Origin of the sequence: Nitrosopumilus sp. Nsub (genome assembly GCF_001541925.1) — an archaeon.
Lineage (GTDB): Archaea > Thermoproteota > Nitrososphaeria > Nitrososphaerales > Nitrosopumilaceae > Nitrosopumilus.
Genome location: NZ_LQMW01000009.1, coordinates 60650 through 86590 on the forward strand (window position 1 = coordinate 60650; position 25941 = coordinate 86590).

The 25941-nt window shown below is 31.3% G+C and carries 33 protein-coding genes, 1 tRNA gene and 1 pseudogene; 12 read left to right on the forward strand and 23 right to left on the reverse strand.

Annotation, left to right across the window (positions count from 1 at the left end; translation table 11 throughout):
- Positions 1-4: 4 nt before the first annotated feature.
- From AW732_RS01965 to AW732_RS01975, 3 genes are all read left to right on the forward strand, one after another.
- Complete coding sequence (locus tag AW732_RS01965; RefSeq protein ID WP_067957762.1) at positions 5-679, forward strand: chlorite dismutase family protein; 675 nt, start codon at positions 5-7, stop codon at positions 677-679.
- 90 nt (positions 680-769) lie between these two features.
- Positions 770-1768 carry an aldo/keto reductase gene (locus tag AW732_RS01970; RefSeq protein WP_067957765.1) on the forward strand — a complete coding sequence of 333 codons (999 nt, stop codon included), beginning with the start codon at positions 770-772 and terminating at the stop codon, positions 1766-1768.
- A gap of 6 nt (positions 1769-1774) precedes the next feature.
- Positions 1775-2113: a hypothetical protein gene (locus tag AW732_RS01975; protein ID WP_067957767.1), complete on the forward strand. Its 339-nt coding sequence runs from the start codon at positions 1775-1777 to the stop codon at positions 2111-2113.
- On the opposite strand, the gene AW732_RS01980 is transcribed toward AW732_RS01975, so the two are convergent.
- On the reverse strand, positions 2110-3132 hold the full coding sequence (locus AW732_RS01980; protein WP_253805529.1) for an Lrp/AsnC family transcriptional regulator: 1023 nt from the start codon (positions 3130-3132) through the stop codon (positions 2110-2112). The genes AW732_RS01975 and AW732_RS01980 overlap by 4 nt on opposite strands.
- Before the next feature lie 93 nt (positions 3133-3225).
- Here AW732_RS01980 and AW732_RS01985 point away from each other — a divergent pair, with 93 nt between their 5' ends.
- The 4 genes from AW732_RS01985 to AW732_RS02000 are packed head-to-tail and all read left to right on the forward strand — an operon-like array spanning position 3226 to position 6461.
- Positions 3226-3879: a bifunctional precorrin-2 dehydrogenase/sirohydrochlorin ferrochelatase gene (locus tag AW732_RS01985; RefSeq protein WP_067957774.1), complete on the forward strand. Its 654-nt coding sequence runs from the start codon at positions 3226-3228 to the stop codon at positions 3877-3879.
- Positions 3876-5141, forward strand: coding sequence for a glutamyl-tRNA reductase (hemA, locus tag AW732_RS01990; protein ID WP_172790371.1), 1266 nt, complete (start codon positions 3876-3878; stop codon positions 5139-5141). The genes AW732_RS01985 and hemA overlap by 4 nt, the downstream gene beginning before the upstream one ends.
- A gap of 31 nt (positions 5142-5172) precedes the next feature.
- Positions 5173-6153, forward strand: coding sequence for a porphobilinogen synthase (gene hemB, locus AW732_RS01995; protein ID WP_067957778.1), 981 nt, complete (start codon positions 5173-5175; stop codon positions 6151-6153).
- Complete coding sequence (locus AW732_RS02000; protein WP_067957781.1) at positions 6150-6461, forward strand: hypothetical protein; 312 nt, start codon at positions 6150-6152, stop codon at positions 6459-6461. Before hemB ends, AW732_RS02000 begins: the two co-directional genes overlap by 4 nt.
- Here AW732_RS02000 and AW732_RS02005 read toward each other — a convergent pair.
- The 3 genes from AW732_RS02005 to AW732_RS02015 form a co-directional block, all read right to left on the reverse strand.
- Positions 6458-7078, reverse strand: coding sequence for an HD domain-containing protein (locus tag AW732_RS02005; protein WP_067957785.1), 621 nt, complete (start codon positions 7076-7078; stop codon positions 6458-6460). The two genes, AW732_RS02000 and AW732_RS02005, sit on opposite strands and share 4 nt — an antisense overlap.
- On the reverse strand, positions 7079-7696 hold the full coding sequence (locus AW732_RS02010; RefSeq protein ID WP_067957788.1) for a hypothetical protein: 618 nt from the start codon (positions 7694-7696) through the stop codon (positions 7079-7081). It abuts the gene before it with no gap.
- A 335-nt stretch (positions 7697-8031) separates the two neighbouring features.
- Positions 8032-8134: transfer RNA gene (locus tag AW732_RS02015), tRNA-Leu, on the reverse strand.
- 108 nt (positions 8135-8242) lie between these two features.
- Between AW732_RS02015 and AW732_RS02020 the strand changes: the two genes are divergently transcribed.
- Positions 8243-8557, forward strand: coding sequence for a DNA-binding protein (locus AW732_RS02020; protein ID WP_067957791.1), 315 nt, complete (start codon positions 8243-8245; stop codon positions 8555-8557).
- On the opposite strand, the gene AW732_RS02025 is transcribed toward AW732_RS02020, so the two are convergent.
- Together AW732_RS02025 and AW732_RS02035 are read right to left on the reverse strand one after the other, a co-directional pair.
- A complete protein-coding gene (locus AW732_RS02025; RefSeq protein WP_067957795.1) occupies positions 8554-9159 on the reverse strand; it encodes a hypothetical protein in 606 nt (201 codons plus the stop codon). The two genes, AW732_RS02020 and AW732_RS02025, sit on opposite strands and share 4 nt — an antisense overlap.
- 54 nt (positions 9160-9213) lie before the next feature.
- Positions 9214-9987, reverse strand: a complete 774-nt coding sequence (locus AW732_RS02035; RefSeq protein WP_216634403.1) for a hypothetical protein — start codon at positions 9985-9987, stop codon at positions 9214-9216.
- 135 nt (positions 9988-10122) lie between these two features.
- Between AW732_RS02035 and AW732_RS02040 the strand changes: the two genes are divergently transcribed.
- Positions 10123-10434, forward strand: coding sequence for a hypothetical protein (locus AW732_RS02040; RefSeq protein ID WP_067957799.1), 312 nt, complete (start codon positions 10123-10125; stop codon positions 10432-10434).
- Here the strand turns inward: AW732_RS02040 and AW732_RS02045 are convergent.
- On the reverse strand, positions 10423-11091 hold the full coding sequence (locus tag AW732_RS02045) for a phosphatase PAP2 family protein (protein ID WP_067957802.1): 669 nt from the start codon (positions 11089-11091) through the stop codon (positions 10423-10425). The genes AW732_RS02040 and AW732_RS02045 overlap by 12 nt on opposite strands.
- Before the next feature lie 139 nt (positions 11092-11230).
- Here AW732_RS02045 and pgk point away from each other — a divergent pair, with 139 nt between their 5' ends.
- Complete coding sequence (gene pgk / locus AW732_RS02050; RefSeq protein WP_067957805.1) at positions 11231-12439, forward strand: phosphoglycerate kinase; 1209 nt, start codon at positions 11231-11233, stop codon at positions 12437-12439.
- Here pgk and AW732_RS02055 read toward each other — a convergent pair.
- Genes AW732_RS02055 through sufB form a run of 6 tightly spaced genes read right to left on the reverse strand, consistent with a single transcriptional unit; the run spans position 12432 to position 17607 of the window.
- Positions 12432-12779, reverse strand: coding sequence for a hypothetical protein (locus AW732_RS02055; protein WP_067957808.1), 348 nt, complete (start codon positions 12777-12779; stop codon positions 12432-12434). The two genes, pgk and AW732_RS02055, sit on opposite strands and share 8 nt — an antisense overlap.
- Before the next feature lies 1 nt (position 12780).
- A complete protein-coding gene (locus AW732_RS02060) occupies positions 12781-13224 on the reverse strand; it encodes an iron-sulfur cluster assembly scaffold protein (RefSeq protein ID WP_067957811.1) in 444 nt (147 codons plus the stop codon).
- Positions 13221-14465 (reverse strand): cysteine desulfurase, encoded by a 1245-nt coding sequence (locus AW732_RS02065; protein WP_067957814.1) that lies wholly within the window; start codon positions 14463-14465, stop codon positions 13221-13223. The genes AW732_RS02060 and AW732_RS02065 overlap by 4 nt, the downstream gene beginning before the upstream one ends.
- A gap of 3 nt (positions 14466-14468) precedes the next feature.
- Positions 14469-14777 carry a non-heme iron oxygenase ferredoxin subunit gene (locus tag AW732_RS02070; RefSeq protein WP_067957874.1) on the reverse strand — a complete coding sequence of 103 codons (309 nt, stop codon included), beginning with the start codon at positions 14775-14777 and terminating at the stop codon, positions 14469-14471.
- A gap of 5 nt (positions 14778-14782) precedes the next feature.
- Positions 14783-16183: a Fe-S cluster assembly protein SufD gene (gene sufD, locus AW732_RS02075; protein WP_067957817.1), complete on the reverse strand. Its 1401-nt coding sequence runs from the start codon at positions 16181-16183 to the stop codon at positions 14783-14785.
- Positions 16184-16206: 23 nt separating this feature from the next.
- Positions 16207-17607 carry a Fe-S cluster assembly protein SufB gene (gene sufB, locus AW732_RS02080; RefSeq protein ID WP_067957818.1) on the reverse strand — a complete coding sequence of 467 codons (1401 nt, stop codon included), beginning with the start codon at positions 17605-17607 and terminating at the stop codon, positions 16207-16209.
- Positions 17608-17826: 219 nt separating this feature from the next.
- Between sufB and purE the strand changes: the two genes are divergently transcribed.
- Complete coding sequence (gene purE, locus AW732_RS02085) at positions 17827-18402, forward strand: 5-(carboxyamino)imidazole ribonucleotide mutase (protein WP_067957819.1); 576 nt, start codon at positions 17827-17829, stop codon at positions 18400-18402.
- Position 18403: 1 nt separating this feature from the next.
- Here purE and AW732_RS02090 read toward each other — a convergent pair whose 3' ends face one another.
- From AW732_RS02090 to AW732_RS02115, 6 genes are read right to left on the reverse strand one after another with little or no spacing between them, the layout of a single operon-like run.
- Positions 18404-19201 carry a uroporphyrinogen-III synthase gene (locus AW732_RS02090; protein WP_067957820.1) on the reverse strand — a complete coding sequence of 266 codons (798 nt, stop codon included), beginning with the start codon at positions 19199-19201 and terminating at the stop codon, positions 18404-18406.
- The gene (gene cobA, locus AW732_RS02095) at positions 19201-19941 is read right to left on the reverse strand and encodes a uroporphyrinogen-III C-methyltransferase (RefSeq protein ID WP_067957823.1); all 741 of its coding nucleotides are present in this window, start codon (positions 19939-19941) and stop codon (positions 19201-19203) included. Before cobA ends, AW732_RS02090 begins: the two co-directional genes overlap by 1 nt.
- Complete coding sequence (hemC, locus tag AW732_RS02100; RefSeq protein WP_067957827.1) at positions 19938-20873, reverse strand: hydroxymethylbilane synthase; 936 nt, start codon at positions 20871-20873, stop codon at positions 19938-19940. Before hemC ends, cobA begins: the two co-directional genes overlap by 4 nt.
- Positions 20870-22147 carry a glutamate-1-semialdehyde 2,1-aminomutase gene (gene hemL / locus AW732_RS02105; protein ID WP_067957829.1) on the reverse strand — a complete coding sequence of 426 codons (1278 nt, stop codon included), beginning with the start codon at positions 22145-22147 and terminating at the stop codon, positions 20870-20872. The genes hemC and hemL overlap by 4 nt, the downstream gene beginning before the upstream one ends.
- A gap of 2 nt (positions 22148-22149) precedes the next feature.
- Positions 22150-22854 carry an aquaporin gene (locus tag AW732_RS02110; protein ID WP_067957832.1) on the reverse strand — a complete coding sequence of 235 codons (705 nt, stop codon included), beginning with the start codon at positions 22852-22854 and terminating at the stop codon, positions 22150-22152.
- Positions 22854-23267: a low molecular weight phosphatase family protein gene (locus AW732_RS02115; RefSeq protein ID WP_082697392.1), complete on the reverse strand. Its 414-nt coding sequence runs from the start codon at positions 23265-23267 to the stop codon at positions 22854-22856. Before AW732_RS02115 ends, AW732_RS02110 begins: the two co-directional genes overlap by 1 nt.
- Before the next feature lie 40 nt (positions 23268-23307).
- On the opposite strand from AW732_RS02115, the gene AW732_RS02120 reads away from it, so the two are divergent.
- The gene (locus AW732_RS02120) at positions 23308-23607 is read left to right on the forward strand and encodes a metalloregulator ArsR/SmtB family transcription factor (protein WP_067957834.1); all 300 of its coding nucleotides are present in this window, start codon (positions 23308-23310) and stop codon (positions 23605-23607) included.
- Here AW732_RS02120 and AW732_RS02125 read toward each other — a convergent pair.
- From AW732_RS02125 to AW732_RS08660, 4 genes and pseudogenes are all read right to left on the reverse strand, one after another.
- Entirely contained in the window at positions 23604-23906 is a 303-nt protein-coding gene (locus AW732_RS02125) for a P-II family nitrogen regulator (RefSeq protein ID WP_067957838.1), read from the reverse strand. The genes AW732_RS02120 and AW732_RS02125 overlap by 4 nt on opposite strands.
- Complete coding sequence (locus AW732_RS02130; RefSeq protein WP_067957841.1) at positions 23903-24985, reverse strand: sodium-dependent bicarbonate transport family permease; 1083 nt, start codon at positions 24983-24985, stop codon at positions 23903-23905. The genes AW732_RS02125 and AW732_RS02130 overlap by 4 nt, the downstream gene beginning before the upstream one ends.
- Before the next feature lie 80 nt (positions 24986-25065).
- The gene (locus tag AW732_RS02135) at positions 25066-25701 is read right to left on the reverse strand and encodes a phosphate uptake regulator PhoU (RefSeq protein WP_067957844.1); all 636 of its coding nucleotides are present in this window, start codon (positions 25699-25701) and stop codon (positions 25066-25068) included.
- Positions 25702-25941: pseudogene (locus tag AW732_RS08660) on the reverse strand (phosphate ABC transporter ATP-binding protein); the annotation flags it as partial.

A 25941-nucleotide genomic window follows, 5' to 3' on the forward strand; every position in this document is an offset into this window, starting at 1 on the left:
AATCATGTCAGAAAGTAGAGAACAATATTTTTTCAATTTTTCGTTTTTCAAAGTTGATCCCAAATGGAGATGGATGGCAGATTTAGCAAAAGAAGAATCTGCAAAAGAAGTGGAAAATATCATTAGCAATTCAGGAATTATGTTTAGATCATATTCTAATTTGGGATTAAGAGATGATGCAGATTTTTTGTTTTGGTTTGCAGCAAAAACAATAGAAGAGATACAAACAGTAATTGAAAAATTGTACAAAACAGTTTTTGGAAAATATATTATTTCATCAATGACATATTTGTCATGCACTAGACCATCAATCTACGTACAAGAACAAAAGGCTCACGGTTTCATTACGGGAAACAATCCAAAAAAACATGTTATCGTCTACCCATTTACAAAAACAAGGGAATGGTATCTTCTACCAAAAGAAAAACGTCAAGAAATTATGGATGAACATATCGAAGTTAGTAAAAAATATCCACAAATAGTTCTCAATACAACTTATTCATTTGGAATACATGATGAAGATTTCATGTTAGCTTTTGAAGTGGACGAAATTAGAGATTTCCAAGATTTAATCATGGATTTAAGAGAAACACAAGTTTCAACCTATGTAAAAAATGACATTCCCATGATTGTGTGTGTTAAAAAAGACATAATTCCACTAATCACAAGTTTAGGCTAAATTCTTAAAACAAGATATCACGAATGCAAATCTCGGATAAACATAAATGATGAAATTGAAAATAAATAATGAAAATAAAAGGAGATAAATTTGAAGTATAATAAACTAGGAAAAACAGATATCAAGATATCAGAAGTAGGATTTGGAGCATGGGCAATTGCATTAGATTGGTGGGGCAAAAAAATTGAAGAAGATGAAGCAAAAAGAATGCTTAAAAAAGCATATGATGTAGGGATTAATTTCTTTGAAACAGGTGATCTCTACGGGAAAGGATTAAGTGAAAAATTAATTGGAGAAGTTTTCAAAGATATGAGAGATGAAATTGTTATTTCCACAAAATATGGGTATGATTTTAGCGAAGTTGAACAAATAGGACATAAAGAACTTCCACAAAGATTTGATGAAGATTATACCAAAATGGCGTTAAGAAATAGTTTAGAAAGATTACAAACAGATCATGTAGATATGTACGGAGTACATAATCCGAAACTAAAAGATGTAAGAAATAATTCAATTTTCAATGTATTAGATGGTTTTATCGAGGATGGTTCTATCAAAACATATCAAATTGCTTTAGGTCCAGCAATTGGATGGACACAAGAAGGATTAGAAGCAATGGATAAACCAAATCTTAGTGCAGTTCAAACAGTCTACAACATACTTGAACAAACTCCAGGAAATGAATTAATGAAAAAAGCCGAAGAAAAAGATGTAGGTATACTAGTAAGAGTTCCAGAAGCCTCAGGGATTTTAACGGGTAAAGTTAATGCAGATACCAAATTTGACGACAATGATCACAGATCAGTTCGGAAACGTGAATGGCTTAAATCAGCATTAGAAAAAGTTGAACAATTCAAACCAATTGCAGATAGGAATGGATTGAATGTTACTGAGTTTGCAATGAAATTTATGATGACAAAAAAAGGATTTGCCACAGTACTTCCAACAATGATAAGTGAAGAGGAAATTGTTAACTATGCAGAAATGTCAGATGGAAAATATATTTCAGATTCAGATATGAAAGAAATTGATGAATTGTATAACACATGGCCAGCATATGAGTTGAAAGCAACACCTCAAACAAATTAATCACTAATGAGTAATCCAATTGATTCAAAAATAACACTAGAAATTATAGATAGAATGAAGCTTGCCAAAATTGGCGATTATAAAAAATGGGAAACAATTATTAAAAAAATCAATAAAAAACAAGTTCTAAACCCAGAAGAACTAGAATATTATTCAAATTTAACACGAATTTACAAAAATTCAACCATTACAAGTAGAACAAAAATTTACCATACAAAATTATCATCTGAAGATGAAAAACCACCATGTAAAGAATGTGGAGAAGATTCCTCATACTATTGCAACATGAATGATCAGTATTTTTGTAACATTCATGTTGTAGGACATGATAAAAATGAGATTTAAGAAGTAACGACGTCTTCTAAACTAAAAGAATTCTCGACAAAATATTCAACACGGGTTTTTTTGAACTCACGAGAACTAAATAAAATTCTAAATTCATCAACATGAATTTGATCTTGAATAGTTTTAGCCATTTCATTTGCTTCATCGTGAGTTTTGCAATGAATCATTGAAAATACATTATATGGCCAATCATCATAAGTAGGACGTTCATAACAATGGCTAATTTGTGGAAATGAACCTAGTGTTTCACCAACTGAAGAAATTCTATCTTCAGGAACCTTCCAGACAATCATACCATTTGCAGTAAATCCAACTTGACGATGTCTTAGGATTGCTGCAAATCTTCGTAAAACACCAATACTCTCATAGTGCTTCATTTTTTCAAATAATTCATCCTCAGTAATTCCAAGATTATTTGCTGCTTTTACAAATGGTTCATCAATAATTTCCATATCTTTTTGTAATTCACGAATAAAATTTTTATCATCTTCTGTTGGTTCAAATTTTATATTTTTAATTTCCTTTTTCTCTTCAGTTGGTGCAATGTCATGTTTTTTTTCATCTACCATGTCTAGTTTAACTCCAATTTTGAATAATTGTAATGTTGGAAGCATTCTAACTTTTTTAATTCCTTTTAGCACGTTAAATTTTTCAAGTTCAGTTTTCAAATCAGCTCCAGGCGGAACAGCTAAAGTAAACCAAAGATTGAATTGGTGATCACGTTCATAATTATGACTAACTCCAGGATGACGATTAATTTGAGAAGCTACATAATCTAATTTATCATGTTCAATTTCCATTGCAACTAATGAACTAGTATAACCCAGTTTTCTAGTATCAAAAATTGCACTAAGTTGTCTTAAAACGCCAATTTCTTTTAGATGGTTTAATTTTTCCTTAATAATTTCAGGGGTAGTATCAAATTTTTTAGCAATAGCATCAAAAGGCCTAGTTACAAGAGGGAAAGTCCATTGAATTTCATTTAGAAGTTCCTTATCAGATTCGCCTAAAGAAGACAATATGTGAATTACCTGGCAATTCAATTAAAAATGTAGCTAGTTATTCTAAAAGTGGTTTTAATACATAAATAGAAACTGAAGTGTTTGGGATCGATGATAATTAATCTTAATCTAGAAAATAAGAAGATCATTATCATAGGAGGGGGAAATGAAGCAGAAAAAAGAATCAAATCAGTATTAAATGAAAAATGTGAAATTTTAGTAATCAGTGATACAACGAATAAACAAATATCAAATTGGATTAAAACAAAAAAAATTAAACTAGAAAAAAAGAAAATTGAAGATGTAAAATTTATTTCAGAATTAAAACCAGATTTAATCATCACCACTACAAATGATAAAAAAATTAATCAAAAAATAATCACACATGCAAAAAAGAAAAAAATCATAGCATATAGTTCAGATAATCCAGATGAAAGTGATTTTTCAAATCCAGCAATAATAGATTTTGAAAAAATGATACAAATTGGAATTTTTACAGGAGGTAGAAGTCCAGTTATGTCTAAAAAGATCAAATCAAAATCAGAAAAAGCATTAAAAAAAGTTATTTTGAAAGAGGATATTGCTCAAATTAAAATTCAAAAAATGTCACGAAAACTTGCCAAAGAGATCATTTCAACTCAATCTGAACGAAAAAAGTGCTTGAACAATATCATGAATGATAATCGCATTGATCAGTTAATAAAAGACAATCAGGTAAAAAAAGCTGAAAAACGAGCTATTGAGATAATAAAAAAATGGAAATGAATCAAAATATCATAAATGCACGTGTAACATTTCGTAATTCACCAATCCATATTTTAGAAAAATTTACGATCAAAGATATAGACAATGCGTATCAACAATTCAAAAAACATTCAGAATTAGATGAATGTGTGATTATTCAAACATGTAATAGAATTGAATTATTTGGAAAATCAAAAACAGACAATACAGACAAAATCAAAAAAACTTGGGCCAGCATTGCAGGATTAGATAAAGAGATGTTTGAAGAGAATGTTGAATTTGTAGAAAATCATGATGCTTTACATCATCTGTTAAAACTAACATCAGGCTTAGATTCCATGGTATTGGGAGAAGAGCAAATTTTAGGTCAAATAAAAAATTCAATTACTTCAGCTAGGGAATCAAAAGCATCAGGTCAACATCTCAACACATTATTTGATAAAGCAATTAGAATGGGTATAAGAATCAGAAATTCTAGCGGGATTGGAAAAGGCGGAATATCAGTGGGTTCAATGGCAGTAAAACTTGCAGAAGAAAATATTGATGAATTAAAAACAAAAGAAGTTCTATTAATTGGAACAGGAGAAGTATCTACTCTTGTTGCAAAGTCATTACAAAGAAGAGGTTATTCTTTTAATGTTACAAGTAGAACATTAAACAGATCAGAAACATTTTGTGAAACTATGGGCGGCAATCCAATTAAATTTGAAGAAATTCTTTCAGGATTTGAAAAATATGATGTAATATTTGTAGCAACAACAGCACCGTATTTTCTAGTGACAGAAGAAAGAATAACAAATGCAATGGAAAATAAAAACAACGGGATTATGATATTAGATTTATCAAATCCAAGAACAGTTGATGAAAAAGTAGCAACTATCAAAGGAGTCAAATTGATGAATTTAGATCAAATTGCAGAAATGGTTGAGAAAAACATCAATGCTAGATTAAACAAGGTGAAAACAGTTGAAAATATAATTAGAGAGGAAATCTCAGTATTAGAGGCTTCAATGAAAAGATTAGATGCAGAACCACTTGTAACGGACGTATTCAAAAATATAGAAAATTTAAGAGAAAAAGAATTACAAAAAGCATTACAAATGCTAGATGAAAAGGATGAGAAAAAGATCAAAATTATTGAAGAATTAACAAAAGCAGTTGTCGAAAGCATAGTATCAACACCAATGAATAATATCAGAAAAGCATCAGAACAAGGACAGCCTGATGTATTAGAATTGGCAACTAAACTTTTTGACTATAAAAAACAGAATCAGGCTGACTAGGATTATATTTTAGCGAGAATTAATTTCAAACATGTCATTTCCAACTAAGCGTCTCAGAAGATTACGAATATCAGAAAAAATGAGAGAATTAGTTCAAGAAACAACACTAACACCAAAAGATTTCATTTGTCCAGTGTTTGTACAAGAGGGTCTTAAAAGTAGAATCAAAGTAGAATCAATGTCAGAAATTGAAAGATTACCATTAGAAGAAGTAAATCAAGAAGTTAAAGAAATTATAGATTTAGGAATCCCAGCAATAATGTTATTTGGAATTCCTACAAAAAAAGATGAAGCAGGTAGTTCTGCTTTTGATGATGAAGGAATTGTTCAAAAGGCAATCACCCAAATTAGAAAAGAATTTGGAGATAGAATAGTAATTATGGCAGATGTTTGTTTGTGTCAATTTACATCTACAGGTCATTGTGGAATTATTCATGGAGATAAAATAGATAATGATACGAGTTTAGAGACACTTGCAAAAATTGCTGTTAGTCAAGCTAAAGCAGGAGTAGACACAGTATCACCATCCGCAATGATGGATGGTCAAGTTGCTGCAATCAGAAAAGCATTAGATGAAAAAGGATTTACAGATGTTTCAATAATGTCACATTCAGCAAAACATCGTTCAAACTTTTATTCGCCTTTTAGAGATGCTGCAGAATGTGCACCAAAATTTGGGGATAGAAAAACATACCAAGTTCCATTTACAAATGCAAGAGAAGCAATGATGGAAGTAGAAACAGACATTGATGAAGGAGTAGACATGGTAATGATTAAACCAGCATTATCATATTTGGATTTAATTGCAGAAACTAGACGAAAGTATAACGTTCCAGTATCAGCTTATAGTGTATCAGGAGAATATGCATTAGTCAAAGCAGCATCACAATTAGGATATGTAAATGAAAAAGATATCACATTAGAAATTCTTCATTCCATTAAAAGAGCAGGAGCAGACATGATAGTGACATATTTTGCAAAATCAGCCTCAAGATTTCTTCAAGAATCATGAGAAATGATGAACGTTTTGAAGTAGAAAGGGCCTTTGATTTATTGCCACATGTGGTAGGTGCAAGTTGGACAGCAGTATGGTTTAGAATGCAAGGAATAAGAAAACCAACAGTAGAAGAATTTAGAGAGAAAGCATTAGAATATCTAAAAATGATTGAACCAGTCTTTGAATCATTTCCAAAAAATGAAGATTTTGAGGCAATCAACAAGTACATAGATTTTAGAAAAAAGCAAGAATATGAAAAAATTATTTCTGGGGAGAATAAGGAAATCGAAAAAAGATATGACAGATATGTCGATTACGGCTAAATTTCACTTTTAAATTGTTTTAAAAATATTTTCAAGGCCTTAGTTCTTTTTTTAGCTTCTATTTTACCAGATTTTGTATTCATTAAAGATTGTAATTTTAATAATTTATTAAAAAAATGATCAATTGCCCAATGATCATCATCAGGCTTTCGGTTATTACAAAAAGGATCATCAATTTTGTAAAAAGGTCTATTCAGTGAGCCACTGGTAGCAAAAACTCTTGCAATACCTATTGCACCTAAGGCATCAAGTCTATCAGCATCTTGCAATATTTTTCCCTCAATAGTTCTAGGAATTCTATTTTGAGAAAAACTATGATCTTCAATAGCATCACAAATTATACTAATTTCTTCATTTGAGAAAGCATATTTTTTTAAAATGGATTTAGATTTTTTTGCACTGTCAACAGAAGATAATTTAGATCGTTTACTTGATTTTGGGTATGAAACAATATCATGTAGTAGTGTTGCAGTAAGAACTAATTTTTGATTTGCTTTTTCTTTTTTTGTAATTTTTTGTGCATTATGAAAAACTCTCATAACGTGTTCAAAATCGTGTGCAGGATCATTATTCATTATTTTTATTACTTCTTTTTTTATAGAATCTAATTCTTTCATTTATAATCTCCAAATTTTTGGTTTAACAAATTTTATTTTCCTTTGAGTAATCAATACAGTCCAATTAATACATGCAAATAAAACAATTAAGCCAATTCCAACTCCATCAATTAACAATATACCAGTAAGACGGTCTTCAAAGATTTCTAAAAAGGGAGTTAAAACAGCATTTCCAAAATATATCATTACAATATAGGAAATAGTTCTACCAAACCAAAATCCAACATAGATTCCAATACTCTTTGCTCGCATTAATCCATAGGTAATGAATAAAATATTACTTGGAAGTGGTGTTGCCCCAAACAAAAATGATGCTAGTAAATATCCATATTTTTTCTTATTCAAATAATCTCCAATGATATCAAGATTTGATTTTTGTTCTTCGCCAACAAATTTTCGAAATAATCCACTTATTTTTTTTAAAAAAAATCTACCAATTGTAGCTCCAGTTGCACCAACTGCTGCAAGAAGTACAATATTCAAAGTAGGATCAAGAAGATAGAAAGATGTCAAAACAATCCAACTTGGAGGCATTAAAATCGGTGATGCATTAACACCAATCAATACCAGAAAAATTCCAAAATATGAAAATTCTCCAAATAATTCAAAAATATCCAATTTTCTTCAATAATCATACTAGTATTTTGTTTCTAAACCCTTGGATCTATATTTAGTCAGTAGATTATATGATAATTTTTGGAAATAATCAAAAAATTACATGTTTTTCCAAACAATGATCATGTTTTACAACAAATAGGATCAATCATGCAATATCTTTATAAGCAATTTGGGAGTTTATAAGGTATGTCAGGTACGGTTTGGAAGTGCTATAGATGTAATCTTACTTTCAAAGATGAACAATTGGCAGAAATGCACAAAATCATATCAAACCATTCAGTTAGTAAAACCAAGACAATTGTTGCATGATTTTAGAAATTTTAGTAAAATTATAGTGCAGAGGGTGGGATTTGAACCCACGAACTCCTAAGAGAAGGGATTTCCTATATTATAGAGATCTTGAGTCCCTCTCGGTTGACCGGGCTTCGATACCTCTGCAATAATACTAGATTTTTCCAATATTTCTCAATTACTATTTGAGAAATTGATCCATGATTTTAGAAATTTTTAACAAAGCTTATAATCGAAAAGGTTATTGAAAATCACATGTCAGAATCAATACCAATTTCCGAAGCAAAAAAAATGCGAAGTGGAGTTAATGTTGAAGCCGAAGTTATTGGCAAAGGAGAACCAAGAACTGTGAACCTCAAATCAGGCGGAACAGTAGATGTCTGTGATGCAACAATAGCCAACGGAGACGGGACTGAAGAAAATCAAATGAAACTTACATTGTGGGGAGATGACATTAAAGCAGTTAATGTTGGTGACAAAGTTGTCATTGAAAACGGATACACAAATGAGTTTAGAGGAGAAGTATCTTTAACCAAAGGTAAATTTGGCAAGATGACTGTAAATCCTTAGAAATTTTTTTTATTTTCAAAATTATTTTTTAAATCAATTAAGAGGGCTATGATCCCTATTATCATAGTAATAATTCCAACGATAAGTAAGATACCAGAAACAACTAGAGGAACAACCATTTCAGCAATAGGCGAATTAGGATTTGTAAAAGATTTAGAATTTTCAGGGTCTTCAGTAAACATTATTACAAATTCTATATCAGTAGAACCAATATTTTCAATTTCAAAGTTTAATGTGTCAGATTGTTCAACAAAAATTGTTTCAAAATAAACTGAATCAGATTGAACATATTCACCATAAGAATCTCCAAAAATATTTGAGATTTTTATAGATAATTTATCTCCATTTTGATAATCCATAATTTGAATTCCCCACAGAACAGGAACATCAGAAATGTAAGTGCTAAAAGAAGTATAGACTACATTTCCAGGCAGGATTTGAAAGGGTTCAGAGACATCATCAAACATCCCTTCAAAAAGAGAAGAGATCAATAAAGATTCAGAATTTGGAACTTCAGTAGGAACTGCAGATACAGCTACAACAAAAGAAATCATAATCAAAAACGAACCAGCAAATGAAATTAAAGGTCCTCGTTTATTCATTTTAAAAATTAAATATTTGATACATTAGTAACTCATTAAAAAATTTAAAAAGATTTAACGACGTGTTTTCTTTGCAGGTTTTCTTTTAGCTGCTGTTTTCTTTGCAGGTTTTCTTTTAGCTGCTGTTTTCTTTGCAGGTTTTCTTTTAGCTGCTGTTTTCTTTGCAGGTTTTCTTTTAGCTGCTGCACGTTTTTTTGCAAGATATTCTTTTAATTTTTTTGATGCATTATCCAAAGCCTTGGTAATTCTTTCTTCAGATTTTGTTCGTCTTTCAATTTCTTTTACAACTTTTGAAGCATTTTTGTGACTTGAAGAAATTGTGCTACGAAAAGATGGTTTTGATTTAGTTTGTTTTTTTATTTGTGTAGTAATTTTAGATTTAATGTCATCAAAATTAGTAACTTCACCAGTAATTTTTTTCAGTGTTTTTTGTCTGCTTTTTATTTCTGAAATTAACTCTTGGACATGATCATTTAATGAGCGTAATCTAGCCTCAGCATTTTGTTTTTCTTCAGGAGTATCAGCAAATTCTATTTCTTGTTCGGTTCTCTCAATTGCTTCTTTTTCAGCATTTACTCTTTCTTCAGCATTTGCTACTAATCTTTCAATACTTTCTACCTGAGCATTTTTTCTAGTAAGATTTTCTGAAACATCTGAAACATCCTCTTTTTCAGATTCAATTTTTTTAATCATTTTTTGCAAACCTGTTACAGAACGTTTTTCTGCAGATTGAAGTTGTTTAAGTTCTTCTTCAGCTTTTAATTTTAGTTGGGTTGCTTCTTTTTTCTTTTGACGTAATTCAATTACTATTTTTTCTAATGATGCCAATGAATTTCTAAAAATAAAGAGTGGATTAAGTTGTTAATATGATCATGATTTGACTTTTCTGTTAAGAAAATTAACCAATATTGATCGCAAATAGATGATTTTAAAAAATATTAGTGATTAAATTTTATACAAATTATGGAATTTCATCCAAAAGATTTACCAATTTCAAAAACATATGATCTAAAAAATGAAGAAGATGCAATAAAAGCAATTGAAGATATGGTACATTTAGGATTTAAAGAAAAAAAGGAAGGTTACAAAGTCTTAATGCCAAAAGAAACTAAAATTGCAAAAAGAATTGGCTACACAGTAACTACGGGAATTACAAAAGGACTAAGAGAGAAAAATGAGACCAGAGATGTAAAATATTGGACATATCATCATGATGATGAGCATTTTGCAATTGTTCTTATCGATAATTCAGTTTTAGAAGTATTAGGTTTTTGATTTATCAAAAATCTGGTATAATTTTGTCCTATTTGCCATCACTCCTGCCAACATTACACCAATTACAGTTCCACCAATAACATCCATTGGGAAATGCTGTAAAACATACAATCTGCTAATAGAAATCATTGCAGGATATATGAAAATTAAATAGGCACCACGAGGGAATCTTTCAGATAGTGCATAGCCTAAAATGATTGCAAAAATCATAGATCTAGCTGCATGACCAGAGGGATATGATGCATCATATCCACCTTCACAAAATAATGCAAAAGTATCATGACTGATTTGAACAGGAAATTCAACTCCAATGTATTCAAAATCAGGCCTATCTCTATCAACACCACATTTGATGTAACCAGTAAGAAGAGTAGCAATAACAATCAAAATCAACAGAGTAATTCCAACTCTTCGAGTTTTTGGAATTAATAATACAATTATCGCAAATATCATCATGTTAAAAACATCTCCACTTTCAGTCACATACTGCATGAAAATATCAAGAGTAGGATTTCCAACATTTTCAGAAATGAATAGAATTACATTTTGATCAAAACCTTCAGTTAATTCAGATAATACAAAAGCAGTTAAGATAAGAAATAGTGCAGTTAACAATACAAAAGAACGTGAACGTATATCAAATAGCCAGTTTTGCAATTAATTTACCTCAACCATACAACTTTTAATTTTTATTAATACATAACCTTCAAGGAAATTATCCATATCAAACAAATTATTTTTCACAAATAATTTTGATCGGCTTAAAGATTTTAACCAAGTGCATAATAGAAAAATTGTGAAAGTTCTCACATTAGATGACTTTGATCTAGATAGTAAAACAGTATTTCTAAGAATGGATATGAATTGTCCAATAGATCCGGAAACAGGGGAAATTTTAGGTACTAAAAGAATAGAAGAAGCTATTGTTACCCTTGAATCATTAAAAGATGCAAAAGTAGTGATTGCATCACATCAAGGAAGAGTTGGAAATAATGAATATACAGGGATGCATAAACACGCAAAAGTTATTGAAAAATTAATGGGTAGAGAAATCAAATATGTTGAAGACACTATTGGAGAAGCAGCACAAAACGCAATTAAAAATTTGAAGAAAGGGGAAATATTACTTTTAGATAATCTCAGATTATGTGCCGAAGAAAATTATGAGTTTACACCAGAAAATGCAGCAAAAACAATAATGGTCTCAAGATTATCAAAATTATTCGATCTTTGTGTATTAGATTCATTCCCAAGCGCACATAGATCACATCCATCAATCGTAGGATTTGCCCAGGTATTACCAGCATGTGCAGGAAGAATTGTTGAAAGAGAAGTTAGAAACCTAGATGAAATGATGACAGTAGCAAAAGCACCTCATGTAATTGTTTTAGGAGGATCTAAAGTACCAGATAGATTAGAAGCCATTAAGTTATTAATTCAAAACGGTCGTGCAGATCATGTTTTACTCACAGGCTTAATTGGAAATGTGTTTATGCGAGCACAAGCCAGAATCAAATCACCTTTAGGAATTAAAAATGAGGATGAAGTAGTATCTAAAGCACATTCGTTAATTGGGGATTATCCAGATGTTTTTGCAACTCCTGTAGATATTGCAATTGACAAAGACGGGGAAAGAGTAGAGATGGACGTTAGAGAAATTGGTAAGGGAGATAAAATTTTTGATTTGGGTCCCAAGACAGTAGAATATTATTCAAAATTAATTTCAGGTGCAGGTACTGTTTTCATTAGTGGTCCAGCAGGATTTTTTGAAAAAGAGAATTTCAAATATGGAACATCAGAAATGCTTAATTCAGTTGCAAATTCAATGGCAACAACAATTGTTAGTGGAGGTCATTTAACAACAGCATTAAAACAACAGGGGTTGACCGATAAAATTAATCATATCAGTACAGCGGGTGGAGCATTAGTACTGTACCTAACAGGTGAAAAACTTCCAATGATTAAATCATTAGAAGATGCTGCAATAAAATACAGAGCTAAATAACAGATTTACAAGAAGGATTTGGACAAATCCGTTCTTCAGACGTTCCAAGAAAAACATCATGATTACAAGAGTCACATCGTAATTTCTCAACAGGATCAAATAATTTGAAAAATATAGTTGTGAAATTTTGAGCAATATTTCTCACCAAACCAGAATCACATATTTCATGGAATAGTGATTCAGTATCATCAATAATCCAAGAGGGGTCAATATCACCATTAGATTTTAGAATTTCAAAAACTTCATCATTAGTAAATTTTTTATCTGGATCATTAAATTTTTCAAAAATTACCTTTCTGATTTGTAATTCTAAAGGAGTTGAAGGAGTAAAATCACTCATACTAATACAGATTCTCTGCCTCGGCTTTTAGCTTATCTATTGCATCAGTATTTTCCAAATGAGAGCCAAGGTATGTGTATAATGCACCTTTGAGGACCTTTAACGATAGTAATGCACATTTTATTCGAACAGCTTGTAAATGCTCTAAGCCTAATTCACTCAAAACATCACTTTTATCGATGTTTTTAATTTCATCTAGAGATTTTCCTTTAGCAATTTCAGTTAGAACTGAAGTACAAGCCATACAAATTGCACAACCTTTTCCATGAAATTTAATATCAGAGACTTTCTGATCATCAATTTTCATATCAATATCAATACTATCTCCACACAAAGGATTTGCATCATGGAAAGTTACATCATGATCTTCAATTTCACCAAAATTCACAGGATTTCTAGAATAATCAACTATCATTTCATGATAGATATCGGCTCCACTACTCATAACTTAAACACCTTGGCTACTTTATTTAATGAATCGATTAAAGCATCGATGTCATCTTTTGTATTATAAATATAGAAACTAGCTCTAGATGTTGCTGCAACATTAAGACGCTCCATCAACACTTGAGCACAGTGATGACCAGAGCGTAAAGAAATACCTTCTTTATCAATTATGTCAGCAACATCATGAGGATGAACATCAGCAAAATTAAATGAAATTACACCACCACGTTTAGAAATATCTTTTGTACCATAAACTTGAAGTCCAGGAATTTTTGAAAATTTCTCCATAGCATATTTAGTTAATTCAATTTCATGTTGCCTAACATTATCCATTCCAATTTTTGTAAGATAATCAATTGCTGCACCAAATCCAATTACATCAGCAATATTTGGAGTACCTGCTTCAAATTTGTAAGGAAGATCATTCCAAGTTGTTTCATATTTGTGAACTTCACGAATCATATCACCACCACCATGAAATGGACTCATTGTTTGCAATACAGATTTTCTTACCCATAAAATACCAACACCAGTTGGAGCCAACATCTTATGACCAGAAAATGCAAAGAAATCACATCCAAGTGTATCAAGATCAACTTTCATGTGAGGAACTGCTTGGGCACCATCAACTAATGTAGGAACTCCAGCAGCTTTACATTTTTCAATAATTTTTTTAGCATCTGTAATAGTTCCAAGAACATTAGACATCAAACTGAAAGTTACAAGTTTTACTTTTCCAGTTGCAAGATATTTATCTAAATCATCTAAAATTAGTTCACCATTATCATCCATTCCAATGTATTCTAATTTTGCATGTTTTTCTTGTGTGAGTAATTGCCATGGCACAATATTACTATGATGTTCATATTCAGTAGTTACAATAATGTCACCTTCATTGATATGAGGTCTTCCCCAGGCATATGCAACCAAATTTATTGCTTCAGTAGTACCTCTAACAAAAATCAATTCTTGCCTATTTTTTATATTTACAAAATTTGCAATTTTATCTCTAGCATTTTCATATGCTTCAGTGGATTCTTCAGCAAGGGCATAAACTGCACGATGAATATTTGCATTATGATTTTGATAATAGTCAGTAATAGCATCAATAACTTGGTTTGGTTTTTGTGTTGTAGATGCATTATCAAGATAAACCAAAGGTTTGTTATCCCTAACAGTTCTAGTCAAAATTGGAAAATCTTTTCGTAAATTTTCAAAAGAGGATTCAGTACTTTGCAATTTTCATACCTCCACAAAAATTTCATCGTTATCAACTTTTACTGGATATACTTTAAGTGCAGTTTCAGCTGGAAGATTATTTGGTTTACCGTTGACTAAATTAAAAACTGAAAGATGTAATGGACATCGTACACCTTCTTTACTAAGAAATCCAGTTGAAAGATCTGCATCAGCATGAGTACATATTAAATCAGTAGCATGAATTGTACCATCAAGATTTGCTATCAAGAGTTTTCTACCATCTTGAACAAATCCAAAAAGTTCACCCTTCTTTACTTGATCTAAACTACATGCTTTAATCCATTCAGACAAAATTATCACCTATACTTGTAATGCTGTTCAATTTCAGAATTCTCATCATAACGTGTTTCTTCAATTTCAACAAACTTTGCTAGTTCTTCATCAGTATTTATACTGAGTTCACGGTTATCCCATTTTGATTCAATAAGATATGCAATCCAGGCTCTTACTTGGAAAGACATTTTTCTAGATAACGGTTCTAAGAAACCTTCAACAATGGTTCTCTCAGCTTCTTCATGACTAAGACATCTACTTTTTAGATAGAAAATTTGTTCTTCATCAATTTGTGCAACAGATGCAGAGTGAGTTGCTTTAACATCATTAGTAAATATCTCCAATCCAGGAATTGCGTCAGATTTTGCATCTTCATCAAGTAAGATTGAACGACCAGATAAGAAAGAGTTAGATTTAGAAGCATTTTCTTTAATCCTAATCATTCCCTTGAAAAGAGATTTAGATTTATTTCGAAGAATAGATTTTTCAACTACTCTTCCTTCAGTGGCAGGACTTTCATGATTTACATTTGTTTGAATATCAAAAGATTGTTCATTATTTCCAAAAACAACTTCAGAATCATTAGATGATGCACCAGTTCCATTAAGGAAATATTCAATTTTGTATCGAGATAACATAGAACCAAATAGACCTGAATACCAGTTCACTTTTGCATCTTGACCTAAATCAGTTCGTTTAGTTGAAAAGGTTACAGCATTTTGATCTAACATTTGTAAAGTGGTAACATCTAATTGAGCATTGTCACCAACGTTAGTATTCATTAATTCAAGGTATGCTTGTTGTGTTTGAATTTTTGGGGAATACAATTCTTGGACAACGGTAGCTTTGCTACTTTCATCAGCAAAAATAACATTTCTAGAGATGGTAGAATGTCCATCCTCAGATAAACAAGTCAAAAAGTAAATTGGTTTTTCTAAGATAAAGTTTCGAGGAATATGAATAAAAATTCCAGAATTAAATGCCGCATTATTCAAAGCAGTAAATCTATCTTCTTCAGACTTTGATGCTTCCAATGCTTTCTTTACTAAATCAGAATTATTTTCAATTGCATCAGATATTGAAGAAATTACTAATCCTTTTGATTTTAACTCATCAGGTAAATTGATTTTATAGATATTTGTTCCAATTTGAATAATACAAATTTCATTTTCTAACTCTCCCAATCTTTTTTGAAGAAAAGATGGAATTGTTTCAGCAGTAGTTGTAGAAAGAGATACTTTATCAGGATCCATTTTTTTGGCATCGGTATATTTGTTGTATAACGGAGATGTCTCTATAGGTAAATTATCATAAACAGACAATGAATTTTTTCTATAATCTTTTAGCCATTCAGGTTCATTTCTAGACGAAGAAATTTCTTCGATATGAGCAGTATTTAATTTTGAGAGTATTTCTTGAGACATAATTTACCATTAGTGAATTTAGATTATCCTACAGAATCATCCATTTCTAATTTAATGAGTCTGTTTAGTTCAACTGCATATTCCATTGGTAATTCTTTTGTAAATGGCTCCATAAACCCATTAACAATTAGAGATAATGCATCTTCTTCACTAAATCCTCTAGACATAAGATAGAAGATTTGATCATCACCAATTTTTCCGACGGTAGCTTCGTGAGTAATTGTTGCATCCTCTTGATCAATTACCATGTATGGATATGTATCAGTTTTTGAAGTATCATCTAGCAGTAAGGCATCACATCTAACAGTTGATTTTACATTAGTTGCACCTTTTGCTACATTTAGCATTCCTCTATAAGTTGAACGTCCATCAGCTCTGCTTACAGATTTGGATGTAACTTTAGAAGTGGTATTTGGTGCAAGGTGTACCATTTTAGCTCCGGTATCTTGATGTTGTCCTTTGCCTGCAAATGCAATAGACAATGTTTCACCGTATGCTCTTTCACCCATCAAATAAACACCAGGGTATTTCATTGTTAATTTACTTCCAATGTTTCCATCAATCCATTCAACAGTAGCACCCTCATATGCATAAGCACGTTTTGTTACAAGATTGTAAACATCAGAACTCCAATTTTGAATTGTAGTGTATCTTAATTTTGCATCTTTGTGTGCAACTAATTCAACAACAGCAGAGTGAAGAGATTCTGATGAATAAACAGGAGCAGTACAACCCTCAATGTAGTGTACTTCTGCACCCTCATCAACAATGATCAAAGTTCTTTCAAATTGACCAATATTTTCTGCATTAATTCTAAAGTATGCTTGTAAAGGCATGTCAATATGAACACCTGGTGGAACATAGATGAATGAACCACCACTCCACACTGCACTGTTTAATGCTGCAAATTTGTTGTCCTCTGGAGGAATAATTTTACCAAAATATTTTTTGAATATTTCAGGATGGTCAATTAATGCTTGATCAGTATCTAAAAACAAAACACCTTGTTTTGCCAAATCTTCTCTTAAATTGTGATATACAACTTCAGATTCATATTGTGCACCGACACCAGCCAAAAACTTCTTTTCAGCTTCTGGAATTCCTAATTTATCAAAAGTATTTTTGACATTGTCTGGAACATCATCCCAGTTCTTTTCAGTTTTATCAGATGCTTTAGCATAATAGTAAATATTTTGGAAATCAATTACACTAAGATCTCCACCCCAAGTTGGCATTGGTTTTTCCATGAATACTTCATATGAACGAATTCGGAAATCAAGCATCCATTGGGGTTCATTTTTCATTTTACTAATTTCAATTACAGTATCTTTAGAAAGTCCTTTTTTACTTAGGTGGACATACATTTCTGTAGAATCTTTAAAATCATATTTTGTATAATCAATGTCGATATTTTCTGTTGCCAATATTGAGATAACCCCGTTATATTATAAATACATGAGGAAAAATAGGCAGAGCTAAATAGCTAGAGCTAAATTTCAATGTCAAATTAATTTTAGATAAAGAGATCTACACATACCATAGAATTAATGTAGAAAATTATCAAAGCAAAGAAAAATTTCAACAAATGTAAAATTGGAACAATAAATGTAATTCTTAATTACTCTCTAGTTTTTTGTAGTAATATGAAATATTCTGAAAAACCAGTTGTTGGAATAATTATGGGTTCAAGTTCAGATAGCAGAATTATGCAAGCAGCTGCTGAAATTCTTGACGAGTATAAAATTAAACATGAAGACCAAATTGTTTCAGCACATAGAACACCTGCACGATTAGAAGAATATGCAAAGCATGCTGAAAAAATAGGCTTAAAAGTTATAATTGCAGGTGCAGGAGGAGCTGCACATCTACCAGGAATGATTGCATCACACACAACAATTCCAGTAATCGGAGTACCGATTCTTGTGTATAACGACAAACATCCAAAAAAAACAGATACAGCTAAATTTTCTGCATTTGGAGGATTAGACTCTCTACTATCAATAACGGAAATGCCATCAGGTTCACCAGTTGTAGCAGTAGGAGTAAACAAAGCTGGAAATGCAGGCATCTATGCAATGAAAATGCTTGCTAACGAATTTGCAGATTTGAAAAAGAAGTTAAAACAACACAAACTAGATCAACATAATTCAGTCATGAAAGAATCTGACAAATTAAAAAACGAAGGTCTTTCAAAATTTGCTAAGAAAAAATTCAAATAAATTAATCTGAAAGAGAAATTTTCATCTCGTCAAATGCACCTGCTACAGTATGAACTTCTGCAACAGAGTTTTTGACTTTAAATTTTTTTAGTTCATCAGAAGTAAAAGGTCCAATTGAAACAACAGATAATTTTTCAAGAATTTCAAGTAACATATCCTCAGAATAATCTTTAGACATTATTTCAAAGAAACCCCTTACAGATGATGCACTTGTAAATACAACACCATCAACATTGTTTTTAGAAAATAATTCTCTAAATCCATTCCATTGAGTTGTATCTCTAAATGCACAAACATCATACAAATGAATTTCTAAAACATTAATTCCAATTTTTGAAAGTAATTCTTTTAGAAAAGGGGTAGAAGCCCCACTACGTGGAACAATAACTTTTTTTCCAACTGCATTAAGTTTAGTGAATTCTTCTCCAACACCAACTGAAGAATAAGTTGTTGGTTGGTGATTGACTTTAATTCCCTCAGCCTCTAAAGTAAGAGAAGTTTTAGGGCCTACAGACATTACAATTGTATTTGCAACTGCTAATTGTAATTTTTCAAGTTTTCCTGATTGTTTTGCAGTATCAAATAACAGTTTAACAGCTTTAGAACTCATAAAAACAGAATAATCAGGATTGTATTTATCAACAGACTCTAAAAATTCATCAACAATTTTTTCACCTTTACTAACTAATTCAATGGTAGGTAATGCAATAGGAGTTGCACCATTATCTTGTGCAAGTGAAATAAATTCTGAAGCATCATCTTGTGAACGTGTAATTGCAATAGTTTTTCCACTAAGCATCATTTCCACCCAATTACATCAGACAAATCAACTACTTTACCAATGATAATATTTGTAGGAGGGATTATCTTGTTTTCTTTAACTTTTTTTGCGATGTTAGTTACATTTCCCTTAATCATTTTTTGTTGAGGGGTTGTTCCATTTTGAATTACAGCAACAGGTGTTTTTTTATCCATTCCACCTGCTATCAACTGTTTACAAATAACATCAATTCTAGACAAGCCCATCATAACTACAATGGTATCAACAGATTTTGCAAGATTCTTCCATTTTACAATCTCTTGTTGTTTTTCTGGATCCTCATGTCCCGTTACAAAAACTACGGATGATGCATACTTTCTATGAGTTAAGGGAATTCCAGCATATGTTGCAGAACCAATTCCAGATGTAATTCCAGGTACAATTTCATATTTAATTTTGTGATCTTTTAGAAATTCAGCTTCTTCCCCACCACGGCCAAAAATTATCGGATCACCGCCTTTCAATCTTACAACGTGTTTTGTAGTTTTTGCATATTCAACCATCAAATCATTAGTGCTGTTTTGATGACTAGTATCATCTCCAACTGAACGTCCAACATAGACTTTTTTTGCAGTTTTAGGAATCATAGAAACAATTTTTTTGCTCACTAATCGGTCATACAAAACAATATCTGCTTTTTGAATCAATTCAACTGCCCTCATAGTAATTAATTTACTATCTCCAGGCCCTGCTCCAACTAAGTATACTTTTCCAGTCATGTCTTATTCCATTCCTCCACTTTCTCCCTCCAATTTAATGCAAGATCATTAATTCCTTTACTGCGAAGATCTTCTCCAACCTGTTTACCCAATAATTTAGGATTATTTTTGTCTCCAGATTGAGAAACTTGTAGAAATTGCTTACCATCAACTGAAAAAGCATATACAGTTAAAGTCATTTTATTACCTTCAGATTTTGCATAAGCCCCTAAAGGAAATCGGCATCCAGAATCAATAAAATCAGATAAAGCTCTTTCAGCCTCAATTTCTAATCTTGAATCAATATCTTCAATTTTTTTCAGCATTTCAATTGTGTGAATATCATCAATTCGTGCAACAATTGCAATGGCACCTTGACCAGGAGAAGGTGAAAAATCATCTACAGATAACGGAGTAAAATTGACATCAACACCCAATCGAGAAATCCCTGCTTGTGCAAGTACAATTGCGTCATAATTTTCTCCAGAGGTTTTATTGATTCTAGTTTCAATATTTCCTCTAATCGGTTTAACTGTTACATCAGATCTTTGTCGTGAAATCTGAACAGCTCTACGTAATGAACTTGTACCAATAATAGAACCAGATTTTATTTTTTCTAAAGAAGAATCATCTGAGGAAATAAAAATATCATTTACTTTTTCACGTTTTGGAATTGATGCAATTATTAAATTATCAGCTAATTGTGAAGGAACGTCTTTGAGACTATGTACAGCAAAATCAATTTCTTTTTCTGCAACTGCCTTATCAATTTCTTTTTCAAAAATTCCTTTTTGTTCAATTGTAAATAAGGGTCTTGTATCAGTATCACCTTTAGTAGTGATTGGTTTGATTTCATATTCACAATCGGGATTTACTTTTTGTAGTTCGGAAATAACCCAATTTGTTTGAGCCATCGATAATTTACTACCTCTTGCACCAACTACATATTTCAATTTTTCACCGACTTTAATGCAGCATGATATGCATCTAATGTTTTGTTTAAATCATTTTCAGTATGAGCATCAGATAAGAAAACAACTTCAAATTGAGAAGGAGGAATGAATACTCCTTTTTTCAACAAGGTTCTAAACAACTTTTGGAATTTTTTCCCATCTGCTTTTTTAGATGTTTTAGAGTCAGTTACAGGCGTATTTGTAAAGAAAATTTGCAGCATAGAGGCTGTAAAATTGATTTGATGAGGAATTTTCATATCAGTAGCCATATCATCTAATGCCGTGGAAAATAATAGATTGAATCTTTCAAGTTTGGAATAAAGTTTGTTTTTCATTTTATTGATTGTTTTAATTGAACTAATTGCAGCACTAACAGATATAGGATTTCCAGCAAAAGTACTTGCCTGATACATATTTCCACCAGGAGATAATAAATCCATTATTTCTTTTTTCCCACCAACAGCTGAAATTGCAAATCCATTACTCAAAGCTTTAGCTAAAGTTGTCAGGTCAGGTTTGATACCAAAATGTTCTTGTGCTCCACCAGAAGACACTCTAAATCCAGTAACGACTTCATCAAAAATTAATGGAATATTATTTTCTTTTGTGATTTTTCTTAAATCAGTGAGGAAATTTTTTTCTGGCAAAATTAATCCCATGTTAGCTAATATGGGTTCAACAATTACACCTGCAATATCTTTATTTTTTGAAATTGTTTTTTGTAGAGATTCAATATTATTATACTCAACAACTAAAGTATTCTTTGAAACTTCATCTAATCCACCATCAGAAACAGAAATACCATTTTGTGCAGAACCAGAACCAGCCTTAACTAAAACAGAATCATGTGCACCATGATAACACCCTTCAAATTTGATGATTTTTTTCTTTTTTGTATAAGCACGTGCCAATCTAATTGCAGTCATTGTAGCTTCACCGCCAGTATTCATTAAACGAACTTTATCCATTGAGGGGAAATTTCCGATAATCAATTTTGATAATTCAATTTCAGATGCAGTCGGAGTACAATACAGAGTACCTTTTGAAAGTTGTTTAGAAACAGAATCTAGGATCTCTTTTCTTCGATGTCCTAACAATAATGCTCCATACGCATTACAAAAATCAATGTAACGAGTATTGTCTTCATCCCAAATATAGGCACCATTGGCCTTTTTTGTAAAAAATGGGTAAGGATCAAAATATCTTACAGGACTATTTACTCCTGATGGAATTACTTTTTTAGAATCAGTAAATAATTTTCTAGATTTAGACATATTTAGTCTACATCAGGGTCATTATTATTCCTAATTTGTGTCCTTTGAGCATAGAATTTACCTCGAAATACAAATGCTGCTATAATAGTTCCAATAAAAGGAGCAGTCCAATATAGCCATAAATCATCAAAAGTACCAGAAAGTAATGCAGGGGCAAGGGCTCTTGCAGGATTCATGGATGCACCTGAAATAAAAGCCAAAAACAAAATATCCAATGCTACAATTCCTCCAATTGCAACTCCACTAAATCCCTTCAAACCTTTAGTGTATACAACATAAAAAATTACAGCCATTAACATTAGAGAAGCTAAAACCTCTACAGGAAAAATTAAAAATATTGAAAAATCATAATTTGGTGCATTTGCTCCGAGATTTGCTTTTTCTCCAATAAAAGATAAAACAAAAAGAGATCCCAACAAAGCTCCAATTATTTCTGCAATTAAATAATACAATACTTGAATTTTTGTAATGTGTCCAGTAATAAAATATCCAATAGTTACTGCGGGATTAAAATGAGCTAAAGAAATTTTTCCAAACGAATAAACTCCAATTAGTAATGCAATAAAGGGTGCAACAGCTGCAAACGGAATTCCCAAATTACCATCAAAAAATTCTACATCATAAACAATTGAACCAGTAGCAAACACTACAAGAATAAAAGTTCCAATTAACTCCACAGTAAAAATTTGTAAATTAGAATAGGTCATCAAACATCACTTTCAAGGGAATTAATTAAATTCAAAACATCATTTTTAATTTGATCTCGAATCTTTCTTACATCCTCAATAGATTTTCCTTTTGGATCATCAACATTCCAATCATCAACATCTTTAACAAACAATGACGGACAGGATTCTTTATCCATACAACCCATATTGATAGTTTTATTAGAATTTTCCATCATAGATGAAGATAGTAATTGAGGATGTTGATTTTTCAAATCTATTCCAATTTCTTCCATTACTGAAACGACTACAGGATTCAGATTAGAAGAAGGAGATGTTCCAGCACTGAGTACATTGAATTTATTTTTAGCAAATTTTTTAAAAAATGCCTCAGCCATTTGACTTCTACCAGCATTTTCTACGCACACAAATAAGACATTTTTTACATCACCCATAAAACAACATAAATATTAGTTTATATAAATTTAAATTGATATGAATGGAGTTAGTCTTCTAAAATGTATTTGTGATGAAACAAGATTTGAAATTTTAGAATTATTACAAAAAAATCAAGAATTATGTGTTAATGATTTTGTAAAAGAATTAAAAAAAGATCAACCACTAGTCTCACATCATCTTAAAACATTGAAAAAATGTGGAATTGTAAAATCTAGAGATGAAGGAAAAAAAGCAATGTATACGATAACCAGTAAACAATTATCGGAATTAATTACAAATGTCACCAAGACATCAAAAGAAATCCCAGATTTGTGTCTAGACAAAAATTGTTGTTAAAATTTTTCTGGTCGTAAAACACCAACGTCACTAACATACAAAACTATAGCAAAATTTGCAAATTGAGTTCTAGAGATTTCCTCAACTACATCTTGTAATTTTTCTTCTCTGATGATTACTTCAATTTTGATATTCTTTTCATTTTTGAATCCTTGTCCACGTAATCCACGGGCCCCATTCCCATCAACTTCATATTTTGTATAACCAGTTATTTCATGTTTCTTTAAAATTTCAAGAATATTTTCTTGTGCTAATATCTCACATGTGATAGTTAGTAGTTTTACATCATATAGTTTCATACTAAACCTCCAGTAAGGAAATTGAATAAGTCTATCGTTTCACCAGAATGAAGAATTGAAGATAGTGCAAATAACAAAGGTAACGTAACTATAATGTTATACGGGAATGTTATCCCCAACGCAGATGTAATGTATAGACTAGGTTTTGCTTGAGGTATTGCCTGTCGTAAAACTGCAGGTGCGGCAATAAATGATGCACTAGCAAGAAGCAAGCCAAACATCACTGCACCTCCCAGGCTCAATCCTATTGCAGTAGAAACCAAAACACCAATTACTCCATTGAAAGTAGGTATCAAAACAGCAAATGCTGTTAAAAAGATGCCAACTTTTTTGATATCACCCAATCGTTGACCAGCAATAATACCCATTTCAATCATAAAAATCACGATTGCACCAGTAAACATTTCATCAAATACAATTTTAATTGGTTCAAAACCATCTTCTCCAATTATGTACCCAATTACAATACTACCAAGAAGAATAACAATTGCTTTTCCAGTAATAGATTCATGTAATACTTTTGAAAGTTTTGTTTTTGTTTGATTTAATCCAACATCAATATCGTTTGAATCAGTATCGCCAAATGATTTTTTCTTTTCTCTGATCTGTTTTGACACAGCCATATTTGTCATAAATATTGCCAAAATGAAAGCAAGTGGTTCAAGAACAGCAAGTATTGCTGCAATGTATCCTTCAGATGATACACCCTGATTTTTCAAAAATGATAAACCAACTGAAAAGTGTACTGCACCAACTGCACCATAGGTAGATGCAAGTGCATATGAATCAAATAAGTTGAATTTTCCCAATCGTCGTAAAATTTGATAATGATTCAGGGTGAATAGTAAAGAAAGTCCTATTGCAACAAACATCGGTACAAGCATGTTTTCAAATCCGGTGTTTCGCATTTCAATTCCTCCATGAAGACCAATTGCAGCTAAAAGGTAAATTGGCAAGAATTCAGAAATTGCATCAGGAATTTTCAAATCAGATTTTATTCTAGCTGCAATTATTCCAAACAAGAAAAATAGAATAATCGGAGTAAGAAGATTAGCTTGAATTAGTTGTAAAATATCCATCAGTAATGCTTGTGGGAAAAATTGTCGAAATAAAAATCAATGTAAAATTATACAAATAGATTAAACACTTCAAGCATTAATCAGTCATTATGCTCTATCTTGTGTTTCCCTGTGACAATATAGTTGACTGCATCGCTCATGAAAACAGCGTGATCTGCAATTCTTTCCAAATATCTCAAAATTAACGTCTCCATTAATGCACATTTTGTGTTATCTGAGTTTACTAATAGAGGAATTCTTTCACGATAAATTTTATCAACTTTTTGCTCTCTTGATTCAATCTTGATTGCTTTTCTAATATCTAGTTCCTTATACGAAATCACTGCATCACGGATCATCTTTTTTACTCTAGTTGATGTTTCAGTTAATCCTTCATTGACACATTCTGTTACTCCACCATACGTTTCTCTAACAAGTGACATATCGTATGCATATCTGCCAAATCTTGAATATGCATATGAAATCTCTGTTGATGATCTAATAAATCGAAAGTCTTCTGCAATTGGTTGGTACTTTAACATGATATCAAAAATCTGATCTTCTACACTATAGTAATTTTTTCGAATTTTCTCTGATAAATCATGAACTTGTGGTGCTGTTTGTCTATCTTCTAGGTATGAATCTACGGCTAAAGAAAAACAGGTAATTGCATCTTGACCCATATCATAAATCGTATTTGACAATTTTTCAATTGCTGGATCAATTAATCGTGCCATCTATCCAAATCTCCCTTGCACATAATTTGCAGTCAATTCTTTTTTTGGATTTTTGAATATTGTTTCTGTTTTATCGTATTCAATCATATCTCCCAAATACATGAAGCCTGTTCTATCTGAAACCCTAAGTGCTTGCTGCATGTTATGTGTTACAATAATTATTGTATAATGTTTTTTTAATTCGATAATTGTTTGCTCAATTTTTTGTGAAGCAATTGGGTCTAGTGCAGATGCTGGCTC